We start from the raw sequence: 25,792 nt of genomic DNA on the forward strand, positions 1-25,792 counted from the left end.
CGTTCACACCTGTCGGCCGGCCCGACTGATAATCTCGGGCACTCACCTAGAACGGACCTCGGCGCGATCATTGGGAGCACAGCCATCAACGGGAACTCGACAGGTCCGCGGCATTCGGATGTTCGGCTGATCGTGGCCGCCGGTGGTACCGGTGGCCATATATATCCCGCGGTCACCACAGTTCGAGCGCTGCGTGAGGAACTGGCCGACAGCGGGCGTCGGCTCGAGGTGCTGTGGGTCGGGCAGGGCGGCGGGTTGGAGTCAAGGGTCGCGGCTGGCGAGAGTATCCGATTCACTGCGGTGGCGACCGGCAAGGTTCGTCGCGCGGCCAACCCTTTGAAGATGATTACTCGCGCCAACGCTATGGACATGCTGCACATCCCACTCGGTATCGCCCAGGCTTGGCGCACGGTGGGCCGGTTCCGACCGGATGTGGTGCTCGCGACCGGCGGTTACGTCACCGTGCCGATCGGGTTGGCGGCCTGGCTGCGGCGTCGGCCGCTGGTGGTGCACGAGCAGACTGTCCGTTTGGGCCTGGCCAATCGGGTGCTGGCCCGTCTTGCGACTCGCGTGGCACTGTCGTCGGAGTCCAGTCTGGCGCTGCTGCCCCACCGCGCTGCGGCGAAGTCCATGGTCACTGGTAACCCTGTTCGGCCGGAGTTGTTCGACGGCGACGCTGACAAAGCTGTCGCCGCTCTAGGCGCTGACGGTTTCGACCGCAGCTTGCCGACCGTCTATGTCACTGGAGGTGCCCAAGGCGCGGTCCAGATCAACCGTGTCGTGCGGGAGCTGTTGCCGTGGCTGCTCCAGCGAGCCAACGTGATCCATCAATGCGGCAAGACATCGATCATCGAACTCCGCGAGCACGCCGCTACCCTCGACGCAGCGTTGCGCGGACGGTATGTGGTTACCGACTTCATCGGCCCGGAGTTGGCGGATGTGTTCGCGTTGGCTGATGTGGTCATCTCGCGCAGCGGCGCGGGCACCATCGCGGAGCTCACCGCGCTGGGGAAGGCATCGGTGTTGATCCCTTTGGCGTCCTCGGCGGGCAACGAGCAAACCCACAACGCCACCACACTCGCCGAACATACAGCGGCGGTCGCGCTGCTCGGGGACGTCTCAGCGCAGGCCTTGCGCGAAGCGATCGAACCGCTGCTCGGCGACCCTGGCCGCCGAGCAGCGATAGCCGCGCGTGCCCGCGAGCACGGGCGACCCGACGCAGCTGCGGCGCTGACAAACCTGCTGATCTCCGTCGCCGGTCAAGACCGCTGACAGGTGGTGATCGCATCCCGGAGTACCACGACCACCCGGGCGACGTCCGGTTCGGTCATAGCCGGATGGAACGGCAGGCTCATGATCTCGCGGGCTGTCGCCTCGGTGACCGGCAGCGGTCGCGACCATCGGGTGAATGCTGGCTGGTTGTGGTTGGGCGGGTAATGCACCCCGACACCGATCCCGCGGTCACGCATGAACGCGAACACGCTGTCGCGGTTGGCGACTCGTACCACGCAGTTGAACGGCACACTGTGCTGCACGTCGACGTCGACCAATCTCACGCCGTCCACGTCCGCCAGCGCGCGGGCATAGGCACGCCACAGCGTTTTGCGGGTGGTTTCGATCGAGTCGAAACGGGCTAGTTGCGCGCTCCCGATGACCGCGTGCAGCGCTGAGAGGTGGTAGCGCAACCCGAAGCTGTCGACGTGGTAGGTGGTCGAGCGGATACGGGCGGCTTGAGACTGGCTGACCCCGAGTAGCCGCAGGGTGCGTGCTCGATCGGCTTGCTCACGTGTGCGGGGAATTAAGGCGCCGCCTTCGCCGCAGGTCAAGTTCTTGATCGGTCCGAAGGAGAACGCTGTCAGCGTGCCGGTGGCGCCGACCCGGACCGGGCCGAGGCGGGAGCCGAAGGCGTGCGCGGCGTCCTCGACCACCGTGATACCTCGCTCAGATAACTCTGAGCGCAGGTCGCTGAGGTCGATCGCGCGGCCGCCGTAGAGGACGGGCACTACCGCGCGGGTGCGGGGGGTGATCGCTTCGCGCACTGTGGTGCTGGTGACGCACAGTGTGGTGGCGTCGATGTCGGCGAAACGGGGCTGCGCTCCGGTCATCAGAATCGCATGCACGGTGGCGCAGAACGTCTGTGACGGCACCACAACCTCATCACCGGGCCCTACACCGGCCAGCAGCAGCCCGAGATGAAGTGCGGCGGTGCACGAGGAAACCGCAACCACCTGCGGTACACCCAGGAACTGCGCCAGTTCGGACTCGAATATTTCGGTCGCGGTGTTGTGGCCGTATTGCCCGGCCCGCAGCGCCTCGGCCACCGCAGCGAACTCCGTGCCGTGCAGGAATGGGCTGGCGTTCCTGCTCACAGGGTCGATATTCGTCATCGTCACTCCTTCCGGGACCCACTCGGAACACCGATGGGTCCGGTTGAGTTGATTGGCACCAGCTGGGGGTGTTCGGTGACCGCGAGGGTTGTGGTGGCTTTGGTCAGCTGAACGCCAGGCCTGTAGGTCAACCGATCGTGGTCGATGCGGCGTTGCCCCAGTCCCGCCAGTGTCTGGCCGACCAGGTCCGCGCCAGCCGCTTCGGCGAGCAGGAACCCTCCCGCGATCCGGGCATTCATCTCGGTGATGACCACCCGCTCACCGCCGCCGTCAACCAAAAACCCTTGGACGCAGCACAGTCCGGACGCTCGGACCGTCTGCAACGTCTCGATCACTCGGTCGTGCGATCGGTGGTCGTGGAAGGTTTCACTGACCATCGATAGTCCGCCTTTGGTGAGCAGTCGATACCGCAGGACGGCCGATGCTCGGCCATCGCGGTCGACCACGCAGTCCGCGGTGAACTCGCGCCCCTTGAGTTTGGTTTGAATGATGGGATCGGGCACCAGCTCGCACAGCAGGCGGGCTTGCTCGCGCGTCGAGCAGAACAGCACGTTCTTCGAGCCCTGACCGCGCCGCGGCTTCACGACCAACGCGACCCCGTCCGGTACCTTGTCGATCTGCGAGGGCAGCCAACTGGCCGGAGTGGGAATGTTGTGGTCGGTCAGTAGTCGATGGAACAGCGCCTTGTCCAGACACGCCTGGACCGCGGGCCGCGAGGGAAGCCACGTTCGCACCCCGGCCTTCTCCAGTGCGCTGCTCATGGCAAGCAGGTGGGGGAGTTCGGATTCGACGGTCGGCCACAGCGCGTCCGGTCGAGTTTCCCGGCACAGCGCGAGCATCTCGTCGGGGTAGTCGTCTGCTGTGGCCGGTGGCGTCAGTCGCGGGGTGACGCCGGGCAGCAGGAGACCGTTGGCGAGTGGATCGGAGTCGGTGGCGATGACGTCACAGCCGAGTTCGAGCAGTCGGCGCGTCAGGTCGAAGCCGGGCTGGCCACCGACGCCGGTGACCAGAACACGCTGTGTCATCTCACTGACCGCCCGCCGCGTCGAGTGTGGTCGCCGCGATCGGCGCCGATGGCTCCCGGGGCAGTTGCGCCCACCGGGTGGGGTTGTCGCGATACCAGCGGACGGTATCGGCCAGTGCCTGCTCGAACGCGCGCGTGGGCTGGTAGCCGAGCGCGGCGATCTTCGACCAATCCATCGCGTAGCGGCGGTCGTTGCTACGCCGATCCGGGATGTTGCGGACACGGTCCCACCCCAAGCCGAGTTCGGCGAGGATCCGGTCGGTCAGTTCATGGTTGGTCAGATCGGTGCCGCCGCCGACGTTGTACACCTCGCCCGGCACCCCTTCCCGCAGCACGAGCTCCAGGCCGTGACAGTTGTCCTCGACCGGCAACCAGTTGCGGACATGCCCGCCGTCACCGTGCAACGTCACCGCCTCGCCCGCGAGCAGACGGATGATGAACAGAGGAATGATCTTCTCCGGATACTGTCCCGGACCGAAGTTGTTGCTGGAGCGAGTGAACATACCGGGACACCGAAGGTGCGGTGATACGACATCGCCACCAGATCCGACGCCGCCTTCGACGCGGCATAGGGCACTGTCGGCTGGAGCGGGTACTGCTCGGTCGCCGCGCCGGAGGCCAGCGGCCCGTACACCTCATCGGTGGAGACGTGCACGAACTTACCGATCCCGTGCCGCATCGCGGCCTCCAGCAGCACCTGCGTGCCCGACACGTTGGTGGTCAGGAAGTTGCCTGCTTGGTAGAAGCTGCGGTCCACGTGCGACTCGGCGGCCAGATGAATCACCGCGGTGTGTGTGCGCATCAGGGAGTCGACCAACCGCGCGTCGAGAATGTTGCCCTCCACGAACCGCAGCCGCGGCGAGCCGAGGACATCTGCCAGATTGGCCCGGTGGCCGGCGTAGGTCAGCGCGTCGAGGACCGTCACCTCGAACCCGGACTCCGGCCGCAGCAGCCGACGCACCACATGCGAGCCGATGAAGCCCGCCCCACCAGTGACGAGTACCTTGTTCATCCGCTACCCCTTCTGAAATGCTCGCCCGCTGAGCGTGTTTCAGCCGTAGCGCCCACCGTGGTCGACGGTGGCTGAACGGCTGCGGGCGTGGGTTCAGTGAATCGGTGGCGCTGGGGGTGAGGGAATGCTGAACTGGACTCACTCACGGTTCATTCCATTCACGCGATCACACCGCAGTCGGGGGCACGAGGGTTGAACACACCACAGCGACAGCAGAGCATCGGCGTCGACCAGGCCGCCGAAGCCTTCGCCGCCGAAGTCGCCTACTGGCGCGACGTCAAAGGGTTGGCGAAGAAGGCCCTCGCCGCGAGGATGGGTTTCGACGCCTCCTATGTCAGCCACATCGAATCCGGACGCCACCGGCCCACCGAGGACTTCGCCCGCCGCGCCGACGAAGCCCTCGAGTCAGGCACCGCGATCTGGAAACGCTGGCGCGACTACGAGACCGCCAAACTCCACGCATCCAAACCCGCACCGACCACCACGCCAGGCTCGTCGAGCCAGTACCCCGGAACCGATCTCGTCGTCGAGCACGACGCTGCTCGTCTCGACTACGACGGCACCGCCTACCGGCTCACGATGCGCCGGCTGCTGCGCAACATCGGAGTCGAGCCGATCACCCGCTTCCTCATCCGCATCAGCGTCGACCGGTACCCAGGCGAGCCTGAACGGTCCAAGCAGCACTATCGGCACAATCCACTGACCTGGAACGAACTGGATTTGACGGCGGCATGCCAGGGGGAGCCGATGCGGTGGGAGGCCAAACACGACCATGACGCTTTCAAAGAGGTGTGGCTGCTGTTCGAAAACGACAACGCCCGATTCCCGCTGTATCCGGGCGATTCGGTGTGGATCGACTACGTCTACTGTGTCGGCGACACCAAATGGGGCCGCTGGTTCCAGCGGGCCGTCCGCCTGCCCACCGAGCGACTGGAGGTCACCCTGGCATTCCCTGCCGTGCTCGACCCCGCCGTGTGGGGTATCGAAACATCGATGACCGCCGACGCCAGACCACTACCCACCGCACCGGCCAGACACGACGACAACGACACCGCGATCTTCACCTGGAACACCACCCGGCCACCGCTACACACCCGATACCGGATGGAATGGCGATTCCGATCCTCACCAGAGGCAACCACGCAGGGAAGGAAGCAACCGTGATCGAAACCAAACCCAGCGACGCCATGCGCGGCATCGGAATCGTCCAATCCGACACCCCCATACTCCACCAGCCCAGCCAGCCACTGAACCTCCCTACCGAGCACGACCTCGCGACCGCGATCGTCAACGACCTCATCGCCGCCATGCACCGCGCCCGCCGCGTACACAACTTCGCCAAAGGCATGGGACTCGCCGCGCCACAGCTCGGGATCGGTCGCAGAGTCGCCGTCGTCCAGCCGCCCGAACCGAACACCGAAAAGATCACGCTTCTCAACCCCACCATCGTCGCTCACTCCGACGACCAAGACGAGCAATACGAAGGCTGCCTCAGCTTCTTCGACGTCCGCGGAAAAGTACCGCGGCCCCTGCGAATCGAGGTCGAAACGACCTCATACAGCGGCGAACTCAGTCGGCAGCAATATCAGGACGGTCTCGCCCGCCTCATCCAGCACGAAATCGACCACCTCGACGGCATCCTCTACACAGCACGCATGAAACCCGAAGCGCAACCGATACCGGTCGAGCAATACCGCCTGACCGGCCGGAGCTGGAGCTACGAGTAGAGCGCGAATTCCCAATCACCGCAACGGATCACGACCGGCCGCGCGCCCTCGAGAACAATCGCGATTCCGCAGCCGGGTCGGGCTCGGCGACAAGGCTGACACCGAGAATAACCGCGCGTGGAGTCGATCTACCCCCGCGTGGGGCCTGCTGCTAATCCCGAAGACTGTACCAGCAGACGTGGTTTGGAGGCCGAGCCGAGCACGCCGCCAACGGTGTCCGCGCCGTGAGAAAGACAGCCTCGGCAACCACAGGCCGAGATCGAACGGACGCCGTCAGCGACCACCTCGCCCGGATCAACTGTTTGCGCGCAGGGATGCTCACGCAGTAGAGGAGGTATCAGGTCAGTGTGCCTGAAACTTGCAATTCCTCGCTCAGTCGCTGCAGATTTTTGCGCAACCTAGGAGATCTCTCACTTTCCGCAGCTGTCGCGAGTTCGCGCCAACGTAGCTTTCCGGCAGCCACCGCTTTGCCAACTGCATCTGCGAGCGCGGACCACCCCTCATCGACAGTCGTCTCCCAGTCACCACGCAGCAGCTCGAGTGCGGCGATCTCCAACGACGTCAACGCCAGCCGCTTGAGGTTGCCGCGCGTGGACACCTTCATCCCGGGCACCGCTGACGGCACTGGCCCGGTCACGACCATGGTCGGCTCAGCAGGGACCTGGGTGGTTAACCCAAGCGCACGCGCTGCGGAGAATCCTGTCGGCCCGGCGCCGGTAGTACCCAGCACCTCCACGGCGATGACCTCTGCAGACGGCCGGGTTGTGCCGTAACGGGTCTTAGCGCCCTTGAAGTACAGGCCCCTGCGGATACGTACCAGCTCTCCACGCTGGTATGCGCGCTTGACTGCTGAGGTGGCAGCAGCCGAAGTCCCCGGCAGGCGATTCGTATGCACGAAACTGCCGACCGGCGCTGTCACCAACGCCTTACTGGCGTCACCTATCGCCGCTCGCATGACATGAAACTGTATCGAAAACATGTCACGATTCCAGATAGCAAAAAACGTGACACCAACCCCTGTCGATGGTTCAAGGCCATCCAGTTGAAAGAATTTTGCCCTCCGCAAATGTTCAGTGTGTGGTTGAGACGAGCCCGAGGCAGTCTCGACCTGAACTGACGAAGGGCTTCTGTTTCGACAAGCCGCGTGCCTGCGCGCTGATGTGCCGCTTCTCTGATCCGGTTTGCGTTCAGCGCGATGTGGGCCGACTTGCTCCGTGAAGAGGATCTGGGCTGGACGGCAGGGAACTGACACGCACGTTCGTGTCGCCCTCGTAGGTCGGCATCACGACGGTGGGACGCGGGCCTATCGGAAGCACTCGCTCTCTCGACGTAATGTGCACGCTGGCCCGTGAGAACGTGTCGAACCCATCAGCATCAGCCCGGGATCCGGGAGTGTTCGGGAAATCGCAGATCGCGATTCCGCAGCGAACAGGCCATTCGCGCAGTTGCACAGACCGCGGTCGCGATCTGGATGTCGACCGGGCTCCACGTCTCGGACGCCGCTCCACAGGAGTTGGTCATCCCGACTGGTCGACGTGGACCGCTGAACTCGGCTCAGGATGCCTTGCGGTGCTCGTCGTTCTCGTGCTGAGCGATCACGGCTAGGAGTTCGCGCACCCACGCCGGTCGCTGCTCGCCGGTTCCTGCCTCGGCCACGTCGCGTTCGATCAACGAACGGATATAGGCCGACTGTGACATGCCGAGGTTCGCGGCGCGGCGCTTGCACGCCTGGTCGAGGTCACGGGTCAGTTTCACCGATCGGGGGATGAGGACCGGTTCGGCGGCCGGGCCGGTCTCGATCGGCGGGGTGACCGGTTCATCGGTGAACTCGAGGCGCTCGGTCATCGCCGCCACTTCGGCCGGGCTCATGTTCAAGAACGGATCAGTCATTGCGGGTCGCCTCCCACTTCTCGAAGTCCGCGGCCTGGTCTGTAGTGAGGTACGCGGCGTTGTACACCTCGATGTCGCGACCGAGACGACGGGCGAACACCGATATCGGTGTGCCGTCCTCGGCGCGACCCCAGATCACCAGCGACACCAGCCCGGTCGCCGGGTCGGCAGCCGACCGTAGCCAGACCGGCCGATTCCCTTTCATCCACGCATCCACCAAGTCGAATACGTCGTCCGGGTCGACTCCTGTTCGCGCCAGCATCTGGGCGAGCGCCCAGTACCACTCGATCGCCACACTCTCAGACTACCGCAGAGACTACGCGCGTGGGAGGAGGGCGAAGCCGATAGCACTACCTTCATTCATGGCTGGGACCTCCGGGGAACGCTTTCGCTGTTTGTCCTGCGAAGACTGAAATGAGACGGCATCCTCGAGGGCCCTGTGCCGTGGGCGGGTCATCTCAGAAGGTGTCGTCCCGGTGAGGACTGGTCTATCAGCACGACGCAGTGCCCGCGGTCCCGCTGATTTTGTCAGGTGGATATGTTGGAGGCAGTGGTTTGCTTGCTGTAGGGATCGATTGGGCCGAATCGTTTCGCGATGTGGCGCGGGGGCTACCGGGCCAAGGAGTAATCGAGGGCTTCCGTATCGATCACACTCCGGCGGGGATCGCAAAGCTCGTGGCCCGGTGCACGGAGCTGGAACCCTACCCGGCCGAGGTGCGGGTGCTGGGTGCGCTGGCGGTCGAGCAGTTGCCCCCGGCAAGTATCTGGTGCTCGCCAAAGCCACGACCACCGCGATGACCGCCAACCAGCTGCTCGTCCTGGGACAGGCCCACAAAGACTGGGCACGGCGCATCGGCGAGTTGCTGCTCGGCGATGTTCGCCATGGTCGTGACAAGCAGCCCAGGAATCCCTCTCCGGGAAAAGCCGTCCCGGGCGGTAAGACCTACCTGAGCTTCCCCGGACTCGGGGACGTCCTTGCCGCCCGGATCGCAGGCAAAATCGGGAACCGCCCCAGCAATACACGACCGCGAACGCACTGCAATGCTGCGCATGCACCGCACCGGTCACCCGCCGATCCGGACGCAGCGAATTCGTCGTCGCCCGCAGACTCGCGCACAACCGCTACCTCGGCGCGGCAGTCCGTCAATGGCGTTCTGCAACCCGCGCATCTGCCAGCGGACACGCGAGTTCTCCGACTCCAAGATCGCCAAAGGCAACGGTCTATCGTCGCCTACGACGATCACCTGACCGAGGATGGCGTGGACGCGGATGCGGTCTTCAACACTGCGGGGAGCGAAGGCGCGCCGTCGAAGGGTTCGACGTCATTCGGGCGACCTTGCCCTTACCGTCTTGCGACACCCGGGACCAGGGTATTCGAATGAAGGACCGTCGACCCTACTGCCCGATGTGGAACCCGCGTGGAATGAATAAGTCATCAACCGCACTTACAATCTTCATCGGGGAGTCACACAATGAGCATGCTTTCCCCGCGCCAGGCACTGCTACCAGCCTGGCCAGCGCTGCCCGATTGGTCCGATTTAATAGCTCGATTCGAATCGAGGCCCGTCTGGACGTCACTCGAAGGCCATATGATTCGCGTCGAGGAGAGACTCGAGACGTGCCGCTACATTCTGCGCGCCGAGTTGCCCGGAGTCGACCCGGCGAAAGACGTGGACATCAGCATCCGGGAAGGGCATTTGACCATCAAGGCCGAACGTGCCGAACGTAATGAAGAAGGCACCCGATCGGAATTTCACTACGGCAGCTTCTATCGTTCGGTTCCGTTGCCCACAGGGGCGAAAGAGGATGCCATCGAGGCCACCTATACAGACGGGATCTTGACGGTAAGCGTACCGGTATCCGAATCGGATGCACCCGAAAAGCACATCGCAATCAAGACGACGACTGGAAACGGACCCGGCTGAGGCTGGAAGCCGCACGGCGACGCGGCGTAAACGTGGGCGGCGCCGATCGTGAATGTGAGCGCCTCATCCTTCGGCGGCTACCGAGGTCGACCGCCGGATACTGGAGGATCGCATGATGGCAGACGGACGTTCCCCGATCGTGGTGACGGTCGACCACCCACCAATAGGTCACGCGGCCGCTCTATGGTCGGCATGTCTCGCCGAGCGGCTGTCGTGTCCTCTGCGGATCGTCTACGTCCCTACATCGTGTGACGGCTTATCCGCGAGAACGGCTTCGAAGCGAACCGATCCGGCAGCGAGATCTCGGCAAAGTGCGACGGCCGTCGACAACGCCATCGCCGCCGTGCGCCGCCGCTATCCCGAACTCCTCGTCACCGGCGGAGTGATAGGTGGACCAGCCGAAGAGGCACTGGCCAGCGTGGAAGAGGACGCTCGGATGGTCGTCCTCGGCCACCCGGATGTGGGGGCGCTCGATGTACTGGCGGCCACTTTCCACAGCGCCACGATTGCCGACCACGCGCTCTGCCCTGTGATCGTCTGGCGGGGGCGGCACGACCAGCTTCCGGATCGACGCCTGGTGATCCTCGCTGTGGCAGGCGCCAGCGGCGATACCGGCGCTGCTGTCGCCGCCTTCCATTACGCCAGCCTGTTCGGGGCATCGGTTTTGCCGTTGTGCGTCGGGCCGGAACAACCAGCCGCCGTGATCCCCACAGAACCAGTTCCGGCCGTGACCACTGAGCGAAACTCCCTCGACGCTGACGTGGCCGCAGCACGAGAAGTCTTTCCCGATGTCACCGTGGCTGCCTCTGCCGAGATATCGGATGCGGCGTTGAGCGAACGCGTGATCGGTGCGCAACTGGTGGTCACCGGAGCCGATGGACACGCGCCGGTCTCTGCGGTGCGCGGTTTCGACGCGGAACTCTTCCGCCGCAGCCGGTGCCCGGTCATGATCTGCCCGTCACGGACGCCTCCGGTCGGTCTCGGCGCGAATCCGCTTGCCCGGCCTGCTCCCCCAATTCCCGGCGTGCAGATTCGCGCGCTCACGCCCGAAGACCGGGAAGCGGTCGCGACTTTGCATCGGCAGATGTCGGCGCACGATGCGCGTCTCCGGTTCTTCAGCGCCCTCCCGAAGCACATCGAGGCATTCGCCGAACAACTGTGCCTGCACGACTCCACGCACTTGGCGCTCGGCGCTTTCGAGGGTGCGGACCTGGTGGGGGTCGCCAACTACGTGGTCACCGACGCCACGCCCGGGCATGTCGCCGCGGAGATCGCGCTGGCGGTCGTCGCCCACGACCAGCGTCACGGCATCGGCACGTTGCTCGTCCGGCGGCTGGGGACGGCCGCCTACCTCCGCGGAGTCGAACGTCTCACCGCCGACATCCTGACAGAGAACACCCTCATGCTCGCGATCATCGCCGAACAGGGGTGGAAGGACGCGCTGCGGTACGACGGCACCGTTGCCCACTTCGACCTCGGACTGGACGCCCACAGGCAGGCTCAGCATGCACGAATCGGCTGAACGGAGGGCAGGAGCGCGATGACCGCTGCTCCCACCGGAGTCCGATGCAGTTGGTCACGCCGCCGCCCGTCGCGGCAACGATGTCGGTCACCTCCGCCGGCCTCGATTCCTTCGTATGAGATGCCCATGCGCAACGAACCCGCACTGTGGAGGTTCGTGTCGAATCGGCGGGTTCAGCGGACAGTTCTCTGCCGGGCTCTGCTTGAACGGGTGTCGACGCCGGGTGCGGACGTCTGGTGGTCGCCGAAAAGTCGACTGCCGAGTTGGACGAGGACGTCGTTCTCGTCGCGGTGCGCGAGGCGGAGTCCGCCGCTGCGGAGGGTCCGTTCCCCGCGACTGTCACCGAGCCTCCCACGGATCGGACCGGTCCGGCGAGGTATCTGGTCGCTGCGTGCTCCGATGTGGCCGCGATCGCCGTCGGCACGGTCGGCGCCGTGTGCGCGTGCCCGCGCGGTTGACGCCGGTCGAACCCGTACCCGTCATCGCGTTCGAGCAGAACCAAGAGAGGCTGCGGAGCCCGCTTGAACGGCGTTTCGGCACCGCCGAGGTGGACTTGGCGCTCAGGCTCGCGGCTGCCGCCGTAGGCGCTGTGGAACGACACCCGCTCAGCCCGGCCGTCGATCTCGTGCATCGCGTATCGCTCCTGCGGCAAGAGTGCTCGCGCGCGACTACCTTCACACGGGTGGAACCGGTGCGGTACACGGCGCCGCCGCAGGGGCGCCCACTGCCGCAGTGCGCCGCGGCGCGGCCCATCCCACTGCCTCCGGGGCCGATCGAGCGCTACGACGAGCAGGCGACATCATCCGCCTCGGTCTGGGCGAGGGCGTGCCTGAGGATTGCCGGCTGCTCGAGGCCGATGGCCTGGAAATCGACGAATCGGCGTTGACCGGCGAGGCGCTACCGGTGGCGGAGGCTCCCTACTGGCGCGGTAGGTGATCTGAGTCGAGCGCGGAACCGCCGGCATGCCGCTCTCGTGATCGGCTGCAGAACACTCGGAAGCCGGGGCGCCGTGTGGTGCGGCGACGCACGAGTAGCAGCGCAGCCACGGCCACGACGATCGGTAGGAAGCTGACAGTCAGCATGGTGAGCCGAAGGGCGTCCGCGAAGTCCAGATCGAGCCGCAGGCCGGCCGCTTGCCGCAACAGGTTGGGATCGTAACCTGCGCTGCCCGGACTGTGAGCCACCGCGCTGCGCGCGGCGTCGACTGCCCGCTCTGCGGTGGTGGCCGACAGTGCGCGCGAGTGCGCGTCGGCCAGCCATTCCCGCCGGAAGAAGATGTTCAGCAGCAGGAGGTAAACGGTGGGTCCCAAGGCGTAGCCGGTCATTCCGGAGGCCAATTGGACGGAAGCGACAGTACCGGAACGTCCGGGCGGTGCTTCCGACAACACCATTTCGGACACCGAAGTAGAGGTGACCAGTGCGCCGAGATTACACAGCCAGGTGGCCAGTACCAGCAACCACAGCGCCATCGTGGGACTCGCCGTTCCCGCCATCAGCAATCCGCTCGCCGATAGCAGCAACAGCCCGGTGATCAACACCGGTCGTGGGCTGTAAACGCCCACCAAGCGCCCGGCCACGGTCACGGCGCCCGCGATCAGCAGTGTGCCGGGCAGGTACAGCGTGCCGATGGCCTCCGGCGACAGCGACAGCACCTTGCCCCCGAACTGTCCGAGCGCGACTCCCAATCCGGCGGACAGGAAGTTGAGGGTGAGTGCCGCCGCCAGAGCGACACCGAACGTCGCGCTGCGGAACAGCGTCAACTCCAAGGCTGGTTCGGGTGTATGCCGTTCATGAAGCACGAATGCGGTCGCCGCCGCAGCACCGAAGGCGAGCGGTAGCCAGGTTTCCGGCCGGAGAACGCCCTTCTGCGCGGCGGCGATGCCGACGACGAGGCCGAGCAGCGCCGAACCGATCAATGCCACACCGATCACGTCCAGCCGAGGGCGCTGCCGAACGGGCGACTCCGGCACATAGACGGCGGTCAGCCACAGCGCGAGCAACGACAGCGATGGGGCGACCAGGAACAGCGATCGCCAGCCGACGGCGGTCACCATCCAACCGGTGAGCGCCGGGATCACACCACACAGGATCATCTCCACCGCCATGAAGACACCGATGGCGGTGGGGCGCTTCTGCTCCGGTACCGATGTCTTCAGCAGAGCCAGCGGCACGCCGAGCAGCGCTGTCATCCCGAGACCGTCGAGTACACGCATCGTGAAGAGGTAGCCGTAGCCGGGTGACAGCAAGGAGAGCAGGTCGACGACCGTCACGATGCCCAGACCGATCATCAACAGCCGCTTGAGCCCGTAGGCATCTCCGAGATTGCCCGCGGCGAGGACGGCGGCGGCCATCACGAGGGTCGCCGTTCCGCCGAGCGGACCGACGAGTTGCGGCGGCACGCGTAGGTCCCGGCTCATTTGCGGCAGGTTCAGGCTGAGCACGAGGGGGTCGAGGACGGTGATCGTGAATGCGAAGGCGAGGGCGAGTATGACCGGCAGGTTGTGGCTGGTTGCCGCGTTCGCCGGATCGGTGCCGGGCGCCGGTTGCTGTTCCGGACTCACTTCGCATGCCGTGATCGAGCGGTGGCGGTACCGATGGCGGGTTGCGGTCGTTGTGTGAGCTGCCGGTTGCGGGCGTGGGCCAGCAGCACCGCGATCTCGGTCGTGATGCTCGAGGACATCGTCTCGATGTCGGGCGTCGTGTCGTAGTCACCGGTGATGCCGAAAGTCAGGCGGTCGAGGTAGCTGAGGATCGCTATCGTCGTGCGCACCCGCATGGCGATGGGGATGCAGGGCCACAACTCGATCACTTTCCGGCCGCCGAGTGTCAGGCGGTGCCGCGGTCCGGGAATGTTGGTCGCCAGTGCGACGACGCCGCGCTGAGGGAAGGAGACCGCCAGCCGGAACACTTCGGCCACGATCCCGAACGGCAGCCGCCGGGAGAATGAGAGCACCGATTTCTCGGCGTCGGCTTCGCCCCGGGCTCGGTGCCTGCCGATCTGCTCGTGGACGGCGATGAGGCGCTCCACGGGCTGGTCGAGTTCGATCGGCAGATGAGCGATCACCGCGGAGACGCGGTTGTCGAGCACCTGTTTCGCCTCCGTCGTTCGGGTCGAGACCGGTACGACGATGCGCAGTTCGGTGGGTGTCGGATGTTCGCCTCGGCTGAGGAGCAATCGACGGTAGGCGGCGGTGATCGCGGCCACGGCGATATCGTTGACGGTGACATCGAAGGTCGTCGCTATCTCTCGTACCTGCGGGAGCATGGTTCGCGCCACGGTGTAGCGCCGCTGTTTACCGATGGGGCCGTTGAGCGAGGATTCGCTTGCCGGCGCGATCGCCGCGTACAGCACCGGCGCCAAAGTGCGCACGGTTCCCACGGCGGAACGCGGGATGGCCACCGGTGCCTGCATCACTTTTGTCAATAGTTTCAGAATCCCGGTGCCCGAACGTTTTCCATTCGGCCTTCGGTGCTCGCCGACGTCGACCGGGGCGGGGTCGCAGAAGCTTTCCAGCAGCGTGAGTTCGGAGATGCCGTCGACCATGGTGTGGTGAGCCTTGAGGATCATCACCCAGCGGTCCTCGGTCAACTGGTCGACCACGACTACTTCCCACAGCGGATGGTCACGATCCAGCCGCTCGGTCAGCTCGGTCGCGATCAGCTCCTGCAACTCCCGCTCGCCGCCCGGGGCCGGTAACGCGGTCCACCGAATGTGATGGTGCAGATCGAAATTCGGATCGTCCTCCCACACCGGCGCTTTCACGTCCCATGGCACGCGGCGCACCCGCTGGCGCAGCCGTGCGTGCCGCTCCAGTCCGCGATCCAGCCAGCCGCGCAGCTCGTCCCTGGATGGCGATGGACCCTCGAGGATCGCCACCGTACCGATGCCGAGGCTGACCCGGCGGTCGGTGTCTTCCATTTCCATGAAGCCCGTGTCCAGCGGGCCCAATTCGGTCATCGCGAACCTGTCCCGGCAGCGTCGCAAGCTGCTGCCTGTTGGCTGGAACTACAGAAAGAATTCTCCCGTGGATACGACATTCCGAGTGAGATGCCAATGTCACGGGCGCAGGTGACGTTGGGCTCCTTTCCGCGGCGGAACTCGGTTCCGCCCGTGCGTGGTCAACTCGCCGACCTGGCGATGATCATCGGCACCTGAGCCGCGTGCAGGACGGCCTGACCGACCGAGCCGAGCGTCATTCCGGAGAAGCCGCCGCGACCGTGGCTGCCGACCACGATGAGCTGGGCCTTGTCGCCGATCATGAGAAGCCGGTCGGCGGGACGGTCCTCGGTCACGATGCGGTGCACCGGAACCTCCGGATACTTCTCACCGAATCCGGCAATGCTGCGGGAGAGCAATTCTTCGCCCTCCTCCTGCATTTGCTCGGATGATTCGAAGCGCAGGAAATCCGACCAGGTGTGCACTGCGACCAGTTCGACACCGCGGAAAGCGGCTTGGTCGAACGCGATCTCGACAGCGTGCGTGCTGCTGCGGGAGCCGTCTACGCCGACCACCACCGGGCGGTGCGGCGACGCGGGCGTTTCCGGAATGACCGCGACCGGGCATGCGGCGTGCCGTGCCAAGGCGGTGCTCACCGAACCGAGCAGTCTGCGGCTGACCGCGCCAAGCCCGTGGGTGCCGACAACGAGCAGTCGCGCGGCTTTGGAGCGATCGCGCAGGACCGGGATCGCAGGGGCGTCCACCAGTTCGGTGCTGATGTCGAGTTCGCCGATCGACGCGGATTCGGCGACGGCGGTCGCGCGGGCGGTTTCGAGCGCGTCCAGTCCGCCTTGGCGGTAACTGTCGAAGTCGAACTGTCCGAGCTCGAAGCCCGATCCGAATTCACCGAGGACACCGATCGCGTAGAGCAGGTGCAGCGGCACGTGACGGCGGGCGGCGTCGACGGCAGCCCAGCGTAGCGCCGCGAGCGCGACGGGCGATCCGTCGACGCCGACGAGAATGGGGAGATTACCGATCCTGGACATCTTCTTCGCCTCTTTCGGACTGGCGCGACAGCGAGTTCCGATTCCGAGCGATCTCGCGACAACCAGCTACCGGACCGGGAACTCGGCGGAGTGCGAGGTCGCGCACCCTGCCGCGTGCGTCCGGCCTGCCGCTACGAGCTACTGCGGTGCGGATGCGCTGGTGAGATGCTCGGCGATGAGGATGCGGTGGGCTTGCTGGGCCGCGTCGGCTCGGCGTTGATCATCGGTGTCGCTGCTCGGCAGCTGTTCGAGTCCTCGGGCGAGAACCGCGACCGCGTCGCCGAGCAGTAGCACTCGGTGCTCCAACTCCTCGAGCCGTTCGGCGATGGCATCCTCGGGCGCGACCCGGTGAACGCCCTCGGCGCCGGTCGCGCCGCGCAACACCGAGCGCAGGCGCATCGGCACCGCGGTGACGATCCGGCGCGCGATGCGCAAAGACGCTTCGAGTGAATCGCTTCTGGGAGACATGGCACCAGGGTCGTCGCGACGGCTATGGTCCGCCTAGGGTCGGACGTCCCTCACGGGAACGTCCGATGACCTTCATGGCGGCGTGGACTCCGCCCGAAGCGGTCACCGAGCCAGCCGGAGGTGACGACGCTGAGGACCTTCGCCTCTGCAGCCCGGACCGCGGTGCGCAACATGCTCTACATATGTCCGGCGCGCTGCTGACCGACTTCTACGAACTGACCATGGTGGACAGCTACCTCCGCAGGCAGATGACCGGACTTGCCACTTTCAGCCTGTTCGTCCGGGACCTGCCCGCCAACCGGGGTTTTCTCGCCTCCGCAGGAGTCGGCGATTGCCTCGACTGGCTGGAGCAGTTCAGTTTCACATCCGAACACCTGGACTATCTGGCCGGGGCCGGTTTCGGTGGTGACAGTCTCGAGGCGTTCGCCGCGCTCCGCTTCGACGGTGAGGTGTGGGCCGTGCCAGAGGGGCGAAGCAGTCGAACCCGCGCGAGTCGCCGATGTCATGTCCCTGGACGAACGGGAAGCGATCCGCGATCGCGGCCTGCTGACCAAATGCGCGGTCGTCTTGGTGGGTGGTCTTCACCGGGTTCGTTGGGCACTCGGCCTTCCATATCGAGCCATCGGTGGTGGCTTTGCTGGGTGCCGGGATTCTGGTAATCATCTCCGGCCTACCGCAACAGGAGTACCTGGCCGCGGTGGAATGGGAGACGCTGCTGTTCTTCGCGGGGCTTTTCGTCATGGTCGGTGCGCTGGTCGAGACCGGGCTCCTCGAACAGCCCCGCGGCGGCGAGGGTGCCGACCAAAACCCCGATTCGGACGTTGTCATCCCGCGATGGGCCTCGGCGAAGGCGAGTTCACCGATGAGTAGCGACTGTGCATCCGATACCGCAGTAGAGCAACTCCAAGCTCCCGCTCGAGTCGGGCGATCCGAGCGTGCGCCGAATGCCCCGGCGACGCTAGGGCATCGGGTTCACCGTCTCAACGACCAATGGCCCTACATGGCGCCGAGTGCAGCGCCGACCTGCGACCAATGGCCCTACCATCGGTTGCTGGCAGATTGCGACGATAAGTCGGGTGGGGAGCAGAGAGGAGGTTGCGCGCATGCATGCGCAGGTGGGGGACTGGCTGATAGTCGAAGGTCGCAATCTCGGCGGCGCGGTCCGGCGCGGTCTCATCGAGGAAGTGCACGGCAGCGACGGAACGCCGCCTTATCTCGTGCACTGGATCGACACCGGCCATCGAGCACTCACCTTTCCCGGCCCGGACGCACATGTAGTCACCCGCGACGAACTGCGGGCACAGGAAGAAATCGCGGAGGCACATCTGTCCTCCAGGCACTATCGGGCGAGCCGATCTGCCGCGAGGTCCTCGGGCGCCTGAGTAGGACACCTCCGAGCTACCAGGTGAACACCATGACGGAGAACACAACCCCACCGTGCGAACACATCGGCCGATCCACCGTCGTCGCCGTCGACGGTTCCGCTTCCTCCTACCACGCCGTGGCATGGGCGGCGGCGGACGCGGCGCTGTACCGGCGCGGACTGCACATCGTGGCGTCCGTTCGAACCGGCTTCGGTCCTGGACACTGGTCGACCGACACCGCCGGAGTGCGGCGACGCAACGGAGAGCGAATACTCGCCGAGGCCAGGGATACGGCTCGCAAAGCCGCACCCGATGAGACGCTGACGGTGGAAACCGCACTGATCGACGATCCGGTCGTCGCGCACCTGATCGATCGTTCGCGATGGTGGCGAATGGTGGTCGTCGGCCACCGTGGTCTCGGGGCCTTCAGCCGTCGATTGCCCGGGTCGGTGAGCACAGCGGTGATCAAGAACGCCCATTGCCCGGTCGCCGTTGTTCGGTCGGCCCCCGCTACGGATGCGGAGTCCGTGAGTAGGCCGGTCCTGCTCGGAGTGGATGGGACACGCGACTGTGGATCGGCGGTGCGGCTGGCGTTCGAAGAGGCATCGCGTCGGGAGGTGGAGTTGATCGCGTTGCACGCATGGAGCGATACGCGTGGAACCAATCTCATCCCGGCCTGGGAGGCCGTGCGGGAGCTGGAAGACGCGGCGTTGGCGGAGAATCTCGCGGGATTCGGCGAGCGATATCCGGAGGTACCGGTACGGCGGGTGTTGGCCCACGACAGCCCGGTTCGCTGTCTGACAGACGAAGCGTGCGGCGCGCAGCTGTTGGTGGTGGGTAGCCGTGGCCGTAGGGGCGCCACCGGACTGCTGCCCTGCTCCATCACGTCGGCGCTGGTGAATTCGGTGGAATGTCCGATCATCGTCGCGCCTGAGCCCCGAGACCAGCAATAGATGTCGTCTACTTTTCGCGGACCAGCTGTCCGGGGGACAGCTGGCCCTCGGCGGCAAGTTCAGCCGGGAAAGCGGTGAGTGGTGCGCCGTCGCGCGCGGAATGAACCGCGAGTCAACCAGCTGACGACCGGGTAGGACCAACGGCTCTCCACTCGGCGACGATCGGACCTGCCCGAGCCGAGGCGACGACAATCACACTGGGTGTGGAAGGAGGTCTGCGATGTATTTCGATGATCGCCGTGACGCCGGGCGTCGATTGGGGAGACGACTGGAGTACCTCCGGGACGAAAATGCCATCGTGGTCGGCCTACCCCGCGGCGGCGTCCCCGTGGCCTACGAGGTCGCACGGGCGCTGGACGCGCCCTTGGATGTGATCGTGGTTCGCAAACTCGGTGTGCCATACCAGCCGGAACTCGCCTTCGGCGCGATCGGCGAAGACGACGTCCGAGTGATCAACGACGTCGTCCTCGGCTATACGAGACTCACCGGCGACGAGATTGCCACAGTGGAACGACGCGAACGCGCCGAACTGCGGCGGCGAACCGAGCGGCTGCGGCGCGCTCACCCGCGTATCCCGCTGTCGGGCCGGGCGGTCATCGTCATCGATGACGGTATAGCCACCGGTGCGACGGCCCGAGCCGCCTGCCAGGTCGCCTGGGCACAAGGCGCACAACGGGTCGTGCTGGCTGTCCCGGTAGCTCCGCGTGACACACTGGCGGCGCTGGGGGAGGTGGCCGACGAGGTGGTCTGCCTCGAGATGCCCATGTGGTTCGGGGCGGTCGGCAGCTGGTACCGCAATTTCGGTCAGGTCACCGACGCCGAGGTCGACCTGCTGCTTCGTGCCGCAGGAGACCGCGGGATGCCGGCTCATGTATCCGGCGACGATCCGCCACTGTGTGATGAGGATATCCAGATCCCGATCGGAGAGACAGAACTGTCCGGGCATCTCACCATCCCCGAGAATCCGCTCGGGATGGTGGTCTTCGTGCACGGTAGCGGCAGCAGCAGGCACAGTCCGCGCAATCGTTTCGTAGCCGAGGCGCTCAACCGAGTGGGGCTTGCCACCTTGCTGTTCGATCTGCTGACGCCGGAGGAGGAAGTCGATCGGGCGCGGGTTTTCGATATCCCGCTGCTGTCGCGGCGGCTGCTCGAGGTCACGCGATGGCTGACCGGTCGAGCCGAGGTCGCCGGTATGCGGATCGGTTACTTCGGCGCCAGTACGGGTGCGGCCGCGGCGCTGCGCGCTGCGGCGGATCCCGGTGTCGCTATCGCCGCGGTGGTGTCGCGTGGCGGTCGGCCGGATCTCACTGGACCGGCGCTTCCGGCGGTGCGTACGCCGACGTTGCTGATCGTGGGTGGGCACGACTATCAGGTGCTGGAGCTCAATCGGTTGGCGGCACAGGAGATGTCGTGTGAAACCGCGCTCACCGTGGTGCCCGGTGCCACGCACTTGTTCGCCGAACCGGGCGCATTGGAAAAGGTCGCCGAACTCGCGCGTGATTGGCTGGTGGCTCAACTGGCGCCCGCGCCAGCGGTCGACAGCGGCGCCAGACGGACGGACACGCGACTGTGACGTCGATTCGGGTTCTGTCCGGCAGCGCCGATCCGCAACTGGCAGCCGCTGTGGCCGACCTGCTGGACGTCGCGTCCGCCGATTGCGCCATCGAGCGATGCGCCGTGTCGTAGTGACCGATTCGATCGCACATGAGGATTCGGCCGCACCGATAGAAGTTTGCTCCGTCGCTCCACTGCTGGCGGATGCCATCGCTCGGCTGCATGGTGAGCGTCCGCAGTACGCGTTGCTCGGTCAGGTCTGACACATTCTCGGTGCGGAATCAGCGCACAACACCAGCTAGGGTCGCAGCGCCCGGGCATGAGACCGTGCACCTGTGCCGCACATCGACGTCGAGTTGGGCGGCCGAGCCTGTCATGGCCGACTGCGGCGGTGACGGATGCGCAGTCGCGGTCTTCGAGAGGGATGGAAGCCGATCTCACGCCGTTGCGCGGTCTGTCCCGACGGACGGAAATCCGGTCCGGCGCCGAGCACGCAGCGGCATGCCGAGCGCGCAGCGGTCGCAGGCGAGCACGGCGGCGGGCAGCGACGCCGACGGTGGTGGTCGCGCGTGTCGGTTCGGTGACCGCGGCCAGATCCGGCCAGGCCAGCACCGCGACCGGGTGACGGAAGGTGAGTGCCGTTGGCGGGAGTGGATCGGTGGTCGTCGATCCACCCACACGCCCACCATGGAAGCGGTCTGAGCGTGTCAGATCGCGGCGAGATGGAAGTCGACGGTGTTCGGGCCCGGAAACATTTCCGCGGTCACGTGCACCTCCACGGTCCCGGTGAAGTAGGGCGTGACCGGGACTGCGGCAGCGAGACCGGCGCAGCTGGTGACGGCATGCCAACGAATGCCGTCAGGACTGGGCGGTGACGGGAAGACCGGCGCCGCCGAACCCCGAAGAGTGAAACACACCTCGACACCTTCGACTCCGGCACCGGAGGAATCGGTGACTTGGACGACACACGATTCAGGAAACGGTGTTCCTGCCGCGGTCTTCTGTTTGTTGCCCGCGTGGATGTGCAGCCTGTTCTCGGCCATGGCCTACCTCTGGAATTCTCTTGAGAATTCTGAGTCAATCGCGACCGGCGGCAGCCGATGAAGAGTCTTAGGTCCCCTGTCCGGGCCGGTTGCCGAAGTGCCTTATCGATCGGCCGGAAATCCGTAAAATGAGGTAATGAAGGTCCTCCAAAAATTCGAGGAACCTCCCGATCTCAGCAAGATCGAGAAACGGGCATCCTCGGTTGCGCAGCTACTGGTCGACCGCATCGCGCAGACTGCCGATACGGAGGCATTCCGATTCCTTGATGATGGTCGCTGGACCAGCGTGTCCTGGAAGCAGTTCGGTGAGCGCGTCGACACTCTCGCCGCCGGGTTGATCGCGCTGGGCATCCAGGCCGAGGACCGGGTAGCGCTCGTGTCATCCACGCGGTACGAATGGGTGCTCGCCGACTTCGCCGTGATGTGCGCTGGTGCGGCCACCACCACCGTGTACCCCACCACCAACGCCCCGGGCGTCGCGTTCATCGTCGCCAACTCGGGCAGCCGTGTCGTCGTCGCCGAGGATCGGTCGCAGGTCGACAAACTGATCGAGCACCGCGCCGAGTTGCCCGACGTTCGGCAGGTGGTGATCTTCGACGGCGAGGGCGACGGAAACTGGGTGATCACTCTCGATGAGCTCCAAGAGCGCGGACGGAGAGTGCTCGCCGAATCGCCCGACGCGGTGGCCGACCGCATCCGCGGAATCCGGCCCGAGCACCTGGGCAGCATCATGTACACGTCCGGGACGACCGGCACCCCGAAGGGGGTTCGGCTGCCGCATTCCGCATGGACGTACAGCGCCGCAGCGATCGACGCCCTGAACGTTCTCAACGCCAACGATCTGAACTTTCTGTGGCTGCCGCTGTCCCACGCGTTCGGAAAGGTGATGCTGGCGCTGTCGCCGCTGATCGGCTTTCCCACGGCAATCGACGGCCGGGTGGACAAGATCGTGGACAACCTCGCGATACTGCATCCCACAATCGTTGCGGCCGCCCCGCGCATTTTCGAGAAGGCGCATGCCCGGATCGAGGGCATGATGGCCGAAGAAGGCGGGTTGAAGAAGAAGCTCTTCGAGTGGGCGGTCGGGGTCGGCCTGGAAGTTTCGCGGGCGCGACAGGCCGGCAAGGATCCGTCGTTGCTGGTTTCGTTGCAGCACAGAGTCGCCGACAAGCTGGTACTGTCCAAAATCCGTGAACGCTTCGGTGGTCGGTTGCGGTACTTCGTTTCGGCTGCGGCCCCGTTGGACCGCGATGTCGCGCAGTGGTTCGACGCGGTCGGAATCGTTGTCCTCGAAGGCTACGGCCTGACCGAGACCGCCGCCGCCTCCTTCATCAACCGCCCGGGCGCATACCGGTTCGGAACCGTGGGCAAGCCGTTTCCCGGCACCGAGGTCGAGATCGCCGAGGACGGCGAGATCCTGCTCCGAAGTCCCGGCGTGATGAGTGGCTATCACGACCGTCCCGAGGCCACTGCCGAGGCTTTGGACGCGGACGGCTGGTTCCGCACCGGCGATATCGGCGAGATCGACGCAGACGGATTCCTGCACATCACCGACCGCAAGAAGGATTTGTTCAAGACTTCGCAGGGTAAGTATGTCGCGCCATCGGCGATTGCCGCCACGTTCAAGGGAATGTGTCCGTACGCGGCGGAATTGATCGTCTACGGAGAAACACGACCCTATTGCGTCGCGTTGGTCGGCCTCGACGCCCCGAGCATCACCGAATGGGCTGGCAAGCACGGTCTGGCCGGCAAACCGCTCGCCGAAATCGCGCGGGACGAGAAGACCCACGACGTGATCGCCGCCTACGTCGACCACCTGAACTCACAACTCAATCGCTGGGAACAGATCAAGAAATTCGACATCATCGACCACGAACTGTCTGTCGAAGCCGGTGATCTCACACCGAGTATGAAACTGCGCCGCAAGATAGTGGTCGAGAACCTCGCCGACAGCATCGACGCCCTCTACCACTGAAGTCGATCGATGACTGTCGCTTCGCACATGTCAGGTTGGGGCAGGCGACCACCACCGGTGTCACCCGCGGTTGTGCGACTGCGGTTCATTCGGTGGGTGATCTCTGACCCAGGTGGTGCGGGAGTGGGCGTGCTGAATGCATGCCGGAATTGCGGGTGCCGAAAGTCCTGAGATCGAGAGACCGGCGGCCCGGACGCACCGGACGTTCCGCACTTCCGATTGGGTAAAGCTGTCGGCGATGCTCCATATGGACGAGTTGGCTGTCAATAGCAGTCGCGAAAGCGGAACCGGGGGCTGCGCGGCCCCGAGCATGAACGGCGGAACCGTCGAGCCGACGTCAGGAGAAGCTGTGAACGCGAAACAGTCACCACAGCGCCGCACTCCTCGGCTGCGGTGGCGATCGATCCTGGTCGAGGGCCGAGCCGCCCGCTACGCAGTCGGCGGGTCAGGCCCTCGCGTAGTCTTCCTGCACGGCTGGGGACTCGGCGGACGGGCCTATGCCGGTCCGCTCGATCAGCTCATCCACATGGGAATGCGCGTGTGCGCCCCAGCCATGCCAGGGTTCGGCGGCACCGCCAGCTTGCCGGCTGAGCAGCGAAGTCTCTCCGGATACGCTCGGTGGGTCGGCGACTTCGCCGAGACGATCGGCCTGCCCCGACCGGTGACCTTGGTCGGGCACTCCTTCGGGGGTGGCGTCGCGATCAAAGCCGCCCATGACCTGCCCGACCTCGCCGAGCACCTGGTGCTGGTCAACTCCATCGGCGGTTCGGCATGGACCGACGGCCGCGGAGTGGTACGCGCGCTGCGTGAACGTCCGTTGTGGGACTGGGGCTTGCACCTACAGGCCGACTTGCTTCCGCGCCGTCAGGTAACCCGGGTCCTGCCGGTGATCTTGCGCGATGCAGTGCCGAACATTCTGCGGAACCCGACCGCGGTGTGGGAAGTCGCCCATATCGCCCGGACCGCCAATCTGGCCTCCGAACTGTCCGCGCTCACCGAGCGCCGCCTCCCCATCCTCGTAGTGTGGAGCAAACGGGACACGGTCATACCCGAATCCACTTCATTGTCGTTGCGGACCGCGCTCGGTGACCCGCACGCGATCACCGTGCCCGGGGGCCACACCTGGCTCATGCACGACCCCCACGCCTTCGGCGAACTGATCACCAATGTGATCGGCGAACCAGTTGCCCACCCTGGCGCCACCACCGACCGCCCTGCGGCAGAACGAACAGCGAGATCCCGCGGTTGCGAACAGGATCCGGGGCCTGCGGCATCTACGAACACCGGCAGTGGACCTCACGGAACTTCATGGATCGAGGCCTTCGGGCTTCAGAACACTCACCGCGGTCTCGCGCGATGACAGCACTTCGGAAGACCCGCGCCGAACTCGGCGAACGGAATTCACTGTTCGACATTGCTGTCACGCACCGCGCACCCGGCTCTTCTCGATCTGAACGCGGTCTGGAACCTGTTGCGGCCGACAGGGGAACTGGGCGCGCCACGGTGATGACCTCGATCGCGGTTCTGCCCGGTGGCGCCGGTTCGAAGCCGGCCTGCGGATATTCGGCTGCTGATCGTGTGTTCGCTCGTCCAGGCCGGTGGGCCGATCCGATTGAGCAATACCCGACGTCACGCCGCGCGCCCGACGTCACGGTGGAACCCACCAGCATGGGCCGCTGTGCGGCGGGATGCGTGCCGATGTGGTGCGGCGCGCTTTCGATGCTCAGCGCAGCGGCACTGTCCAGTGCAGTCGGGTGCCGACGGGGCTTCCGTCCGGTCCGATTCCGGCTGTGAGAGTAGAGGTCCCGGACGCGTTCTCGGCTCGCGCCCGTAAATTCGCAAGACCGCTGGGCGTGATGTCGCTGGGTAGCCCGCAGCCGTCGTCCTCGATGACGATGGTCAGGTCGTCGGCCACGGTGATCTCGACCGAGACGGTGTCGGCTCCGGAGTGCCGTACGGCGTTGC

24 protein-coding genes and 4 pseudogenes are annotated in these 25,792 nt (G+C 65.5%); 15 read left to right on the forward strand and 13 right to left on the reverse strand.

The window, feature by feature from the left end:
• The first annotated feature begins 132 nt into the window (after positions 1–132).
• Complete coding sequence (locus tag ACWEO7_RS29975; RefSeq protein WP_397080372.1) at positions 133–1,272, forward strand: UDP-N-acetylglucosamine--N-acetylmuramyl-(pentapeptide) pyrophosphoryl-undecaprenol N-acetylglucosamine transferase; 1,140 nt, start codon at positions 133–135, stop codon at positions 1,270–1,272.
• Here the strand turns inward: ACWEO7_RS29975 and ACWEO7_RS29980 are convergent.
• The 3 genes and pseudogenes from ACWEO7_RS29980 to ACWEO7_RS29990 all read right to left on the reverse strand — a co-directional run bounded on the left by ACWEO7_RS29980 (position 1,260) and on the right by ACWEO7_RS29990 (position 4,423).
• Positions 1,260–2,387, reverse strand: a complete 1,128-nt coding sequence (locus ACWEO7_RS29980) for a DegT/DnrJ/EryC1/StrS family aminotransferase (RefSeq protein ID WP_452428177.1) — start codon at positions 2,385–2,387, stop codon at positions 1,260–1,262. The genes ACWEO7_RS29975 and ACWEO7_RS29980 overlap by 13 nt on opposite strands.
• 2 nt (positions 2,388–2,389) lie before the next feature.
• Positions 2,390–3,412 (reverse strand): ATP-grasp domain-containing protein, encoded by a 1,023-nt coding sequence (locus ACWEO7_RS29985; protein WP_452428179.1) that lies wholly within the window; start codon positions 3,410–3,412, stop codon positions 2,390–2,392.
• Position 3,413: 1 nt separating this feature from the next.
• Positions 3,414–4,423 (reverse strand): annotated as a pseudogene (locus ACWEO7_RS29990) (dTDP-glucose 4,6-dehydratase).
• Positions 4,424–4,615: 192 nt separating this feature from the next.
• Here ACWEO7_RS29990 and ACWEO7_RS29995 point away from each other — a divergent pair.
• Both ACWEO7_RS29995 and def read left to right on the forward strand, forming a co-directional pair.
• Positions 4,616–5,587, forward strand: a complete 972-nt coding sequence (locus ACWEO7_RS29995; protein WP_397080364.1) for a multiprotein-bridging factor 1 family protein — start codon at positions 4,616–4,618, stop codon at positions 5,585–5,587.
• The gene (gene def / locus ACWEO7_RS30000; protein WP_397080362.1) at positions 5,584–6,150 is read left to right on the forward strand and encodes a peptide deformylase; all 567 of its coding nucleotides are present in this window, start codon (positions 5,584–5,586) and stop codon (positions 6,148–6,150) included. The genes ACWEO7_RS29995 and def overlap by 4 nt, the downstream gene beginning before the upstream one ends.
• A 337-nt stretch (positions 6,151–6,487) precedes the next feature.
• Here def and ACWEO7_RS30005 read toward each other — a convergent pair whose 3' ends face one another.
• The 4 genes from ACWEO7_RS30005 to ACWEO7_RS30020 form a co-directional block, all read right to left on the reverse strand.
• Entirely contained in the window at positions 6,488–7,216 is a 729-nt protein-coding gene (locus ACWEO7_RS30005; RefSeq protein WP_452428181.1) for a DUF6088 family protein, read from the reverse strand.
• 488 nt (positions 7,217–7,704) lie between these two features.
• Positions 7,705–8,040 carry a hypothetical protein gene (locus ACWEO7_RS30010; RefSeq protein ID WP_397080358.1) on the reverse strand — a complete coding sequence of 112 codons (336 nt, stop codon included), beginning with the start codon at positions 8,038–8,040 and terminating at the stop codon, positions 7,705–7,707.
• On the reverse strand, positions 8,033–8,335 hold the full coding sequence (locus ACWEO7_RS30015) for a hypothetical protein (RefSeq protein ID WP_397080356.1): 303 nt from the start codon (positions 8,333–8,335) through the stop codon (positions 8,033–8,035). The genes ACWEO7_RS30010 and ACWEO7_RS30015 overlap by 8 nt, the downstream gene beginning before the upstream one ends.
• Positions 8,336–8,741: 406 nt before the next feature.
• Positions 8,742–8,924 carry a hypothetical protein gene (locus ACWEO7_RS30020; protein ID WP_452428182.1) on the reverse strand — a complete coding sequence of 61 codons (183 nt, stop codon included), beginning with the start codon at positions 8,922–8,924 and terminating at the stop codon, positions 8,742–8,744.
• A gap of 588 nt (positions 8,925–9,512) precedes the next feature.
• Between ACWEO7_RS30020 and ACWEO7_RS30025 the strand changes: the two genes are divergently transcribed.
• The 5 genes and pseudogenes from ACWEO7_RS30025 (at position 9,513) to ACWEO7_RS30045 (ending at position 12,423) form a co-directional block, all read left to right on the forward strand.
• Positions 9,513–9,965, forward strand: a complete 453-nt coding sequence (locus tag ACWEO7_RS30025) for an Hsp20/alpha crystallin family protein (RefSeq protein ID WP_452428184.1) — start codon at positions 9,513–9,515, stop codon at positions 9,963–9,965.
• Between the two features lie 115 nt (positions 9,966–10,080).
• Positions 10,081–10,446, forward strand: a pseudogene (locus tag ACWEO7_RS30030) (universal stress protein); the annotation flags it as partial.
• A 246-nt stretch (positions 10,447–10,692) separates the two neighbouring features.
• Positions 10,693–11,487 carry an N-acetyltransferase family protein gene (locus ACWEO7_RS30035; protein WP_452428191.1) on the forward strand — a complete coding sequence of 265 codons (795 nt, stop codon included), beginning with the start codon at positions 10,693–10,695 and terminating at the stop codon, positions 11,485–11,487.
• Between the two features lie 236 nt (positions 11,488–11,723).
• Positions 11,724–11,945, forward strand: coding sequence for a hypothetical protein (locus ACWEO7_RS30040; protein WP_397080348.1), 222 nt, complete (start codon positions 11,724–11,726; stop codon positions 11,943–11,945).
• Positions 11,946–12,219: 274 nt separating this feature from the next.
• Positions 12,220–12,423, forward strand: coding sequence for a P-type ATPase (locus ACWEO7_RS30045; protein WP_452428193.1), 204 nt, complete (start codon positions 12,220–12,222; stop codon positions 12,421–12,423).
• On the opposite strand, the gene ACWEO7_RS30050 is transcribed toward ACWEO7_RS30045, so the two are convergent.
• From ACWEO7_RS30050 to ACWEO7_RS30065, 4 genes are all read right to left on the reverse strand, one after another.
• On the reverse strand, positions 12,405–13,985 hold the full coding sequence (locus ACWEO7_RS30050) for an MFS transporter (RefSeq protein WP_452428195.1): 1,581 nt from the start codon (positions 13,983–13,985) through the stop codon (positions 12,405–12,407). The genes ACWEO7_RS30045 and ACWEO7_RS30050 overlap by 19 nt on opposite strands.
• A 59-nt stretch (positions 13,986–14,044) precedes the next feature.
• Positions 14,045–15,445 carry a wax ester/triacylglycerol synthase family O-acyltransferase gene (locus ACWEO7_RS30055; protein ID WP_452428186.1) on the reverse strand — a complete coding sequence of 467 codons (1,401 nt, stop codon included), beginning with the start codon at positions 15,443–15,445 and terminating at the stop codon, positions 14,045–14,047.
• Between the two features lie 161 nt (positions 15,446–15,606).
• Entirely contained in the window at positions 15,607–16,470 is an 864-nt protein-coding gene (locus tag ACWEO7_RS30060; protein WP_397080342.1) for a universal stress protein, read from the reverse strand.
• 138 nt (positions 16,471–16,608) lie between these two features.
• Positions 16,609–16,938: a hypothetical protein gene (locus ACWEO7_RS30065; RefSeq protein ID WP_397080339.1), complete on the reverse strand. Its 330-nt coding sequence runs from the start codon at positions 16,936–16,938 to the stop codon at positions 16,609–16,611.
• Positions 16,939–17,186: 248 nt separating this feature from the next.
• Between ACWEO7_RS30065 and ACWEO7_RS30070 the strand changes: the two are divergent.
• From ACWEO7_RS30070 to ACWEO7_RS30090, 5 genes and pseudogenes are all read left to right on the forward strand, one after another.
• Positions 17,187–17,354, forward strand: a pseudogene (locus ACWEO7_RS30070) (hypothetical protein); the annotation flags it as partial.
• Positions 17,355–17,412: 58 nt separating this feature from the next.
• Positions 17,413–17,716 (forward strand): annotated as a pseudogene (locus tag ACWEO7_RS30075) (SLC13 family permease); the annotation flags it as partial.
• Between the two features lie 325 nt (positions 17,717–18,041).
• Positions 18,042–18,320: a DUF1918 domain-containing protein gene (locus tag ACWEO7_RS30080; RefSeq protein WP_397080337.1), complete on the forward strand. Its 279-nt coding sequence runs from the start codon at positions 18,042–18,044 to the stop codon at positions 18,318–18,320.
• Positions 18,321–18,352: 32 nt separating this feature from the next.
• On the forward strand, positions 18,353–19,255 hold the full coding sequence (locus tag ACWEO7_RS30085) for a universal stress protein (RefSeq protein WP_397080408.1): 903 nt from the start codon (positions 18,353–18,355) through the stop codon (positions 19,253–19,255).
• A 220-nt stretch (positions 19,256–19,475) separates the two neighbouring features.
• Positions 19,476–20,828 carry a phosphoribosyltransferase family protein gene (locus ACWEO7_RS30090; protein WP_397080335.1) on the forward strand — a complete coding sequence of 451 codons (1,353 nt, stop codon included), beginning with the start codon at positions 19,476–19,478 and terminating at the stop codon, positions 20,826–20,828.
• A 688-nt stretch (positions 20,829–21,516) separates the two neighbouring features.
• Here ACWEO7_RS30090 and ACWEO7_RS30095 read toward each other — a convergent pair.
• On the reverse strand, positions 21,517–21,852 hold the full coding sequence (locus ACWEO7_RS30095) for a hypothetical protein (protein WP_397080332.1): 336 nt from the start codon (positions 21,850–21,852) through the stop codon (positions 21,517–21,519).
• A 136-nt stretch (positions 21,853–21,988) separates the two neighbouring features.
• Here ACWEO7_RS30095 and ACWEO7_RS30100 point away from each other — a divergent pair, with 136 nt between their 5' ends.
• A complete protein-coding gene (locus tag ACWEO7_RS30100) occupies positions 21,989–23,827 on the forward strand; it encodes an AMP-dependent synthetase/ligase (RefSeq protein WP_397080330.1) in 1,839 nt (612 codons plus the stop codon).
• A 349-nt stretch (positions 23,828–24,176) separates the two neighbouring features.
• Complete coding sequence (locus tag ACWEO7_RS30105) at positions 24,177–25,187, forward strand: alpha/beta fold hydrolase (RefSeq protein WP_397080327.1); 1,011 nt, start codon at positions 24,177–24,179, stop codon at positions 25,185–25,187.
• A 363-nt stretch (positions 25,188–25,550) separates the two neighbouring features.
• Here ACWEO7_RS30105 and ACWEO7_RS30110 read toward each other — a convergent pair.
• Positions 25,551–25,792: sensor histidine kinase (locus ACWEO7_RS30110; protein WP_452428189.1), on the reverse strand; the 242-nt coding region annotated here is incomplete at its 5' end.

It is taken from the genome of Nocardia sp. NPDC004260 (assembly GCF_053603155.1).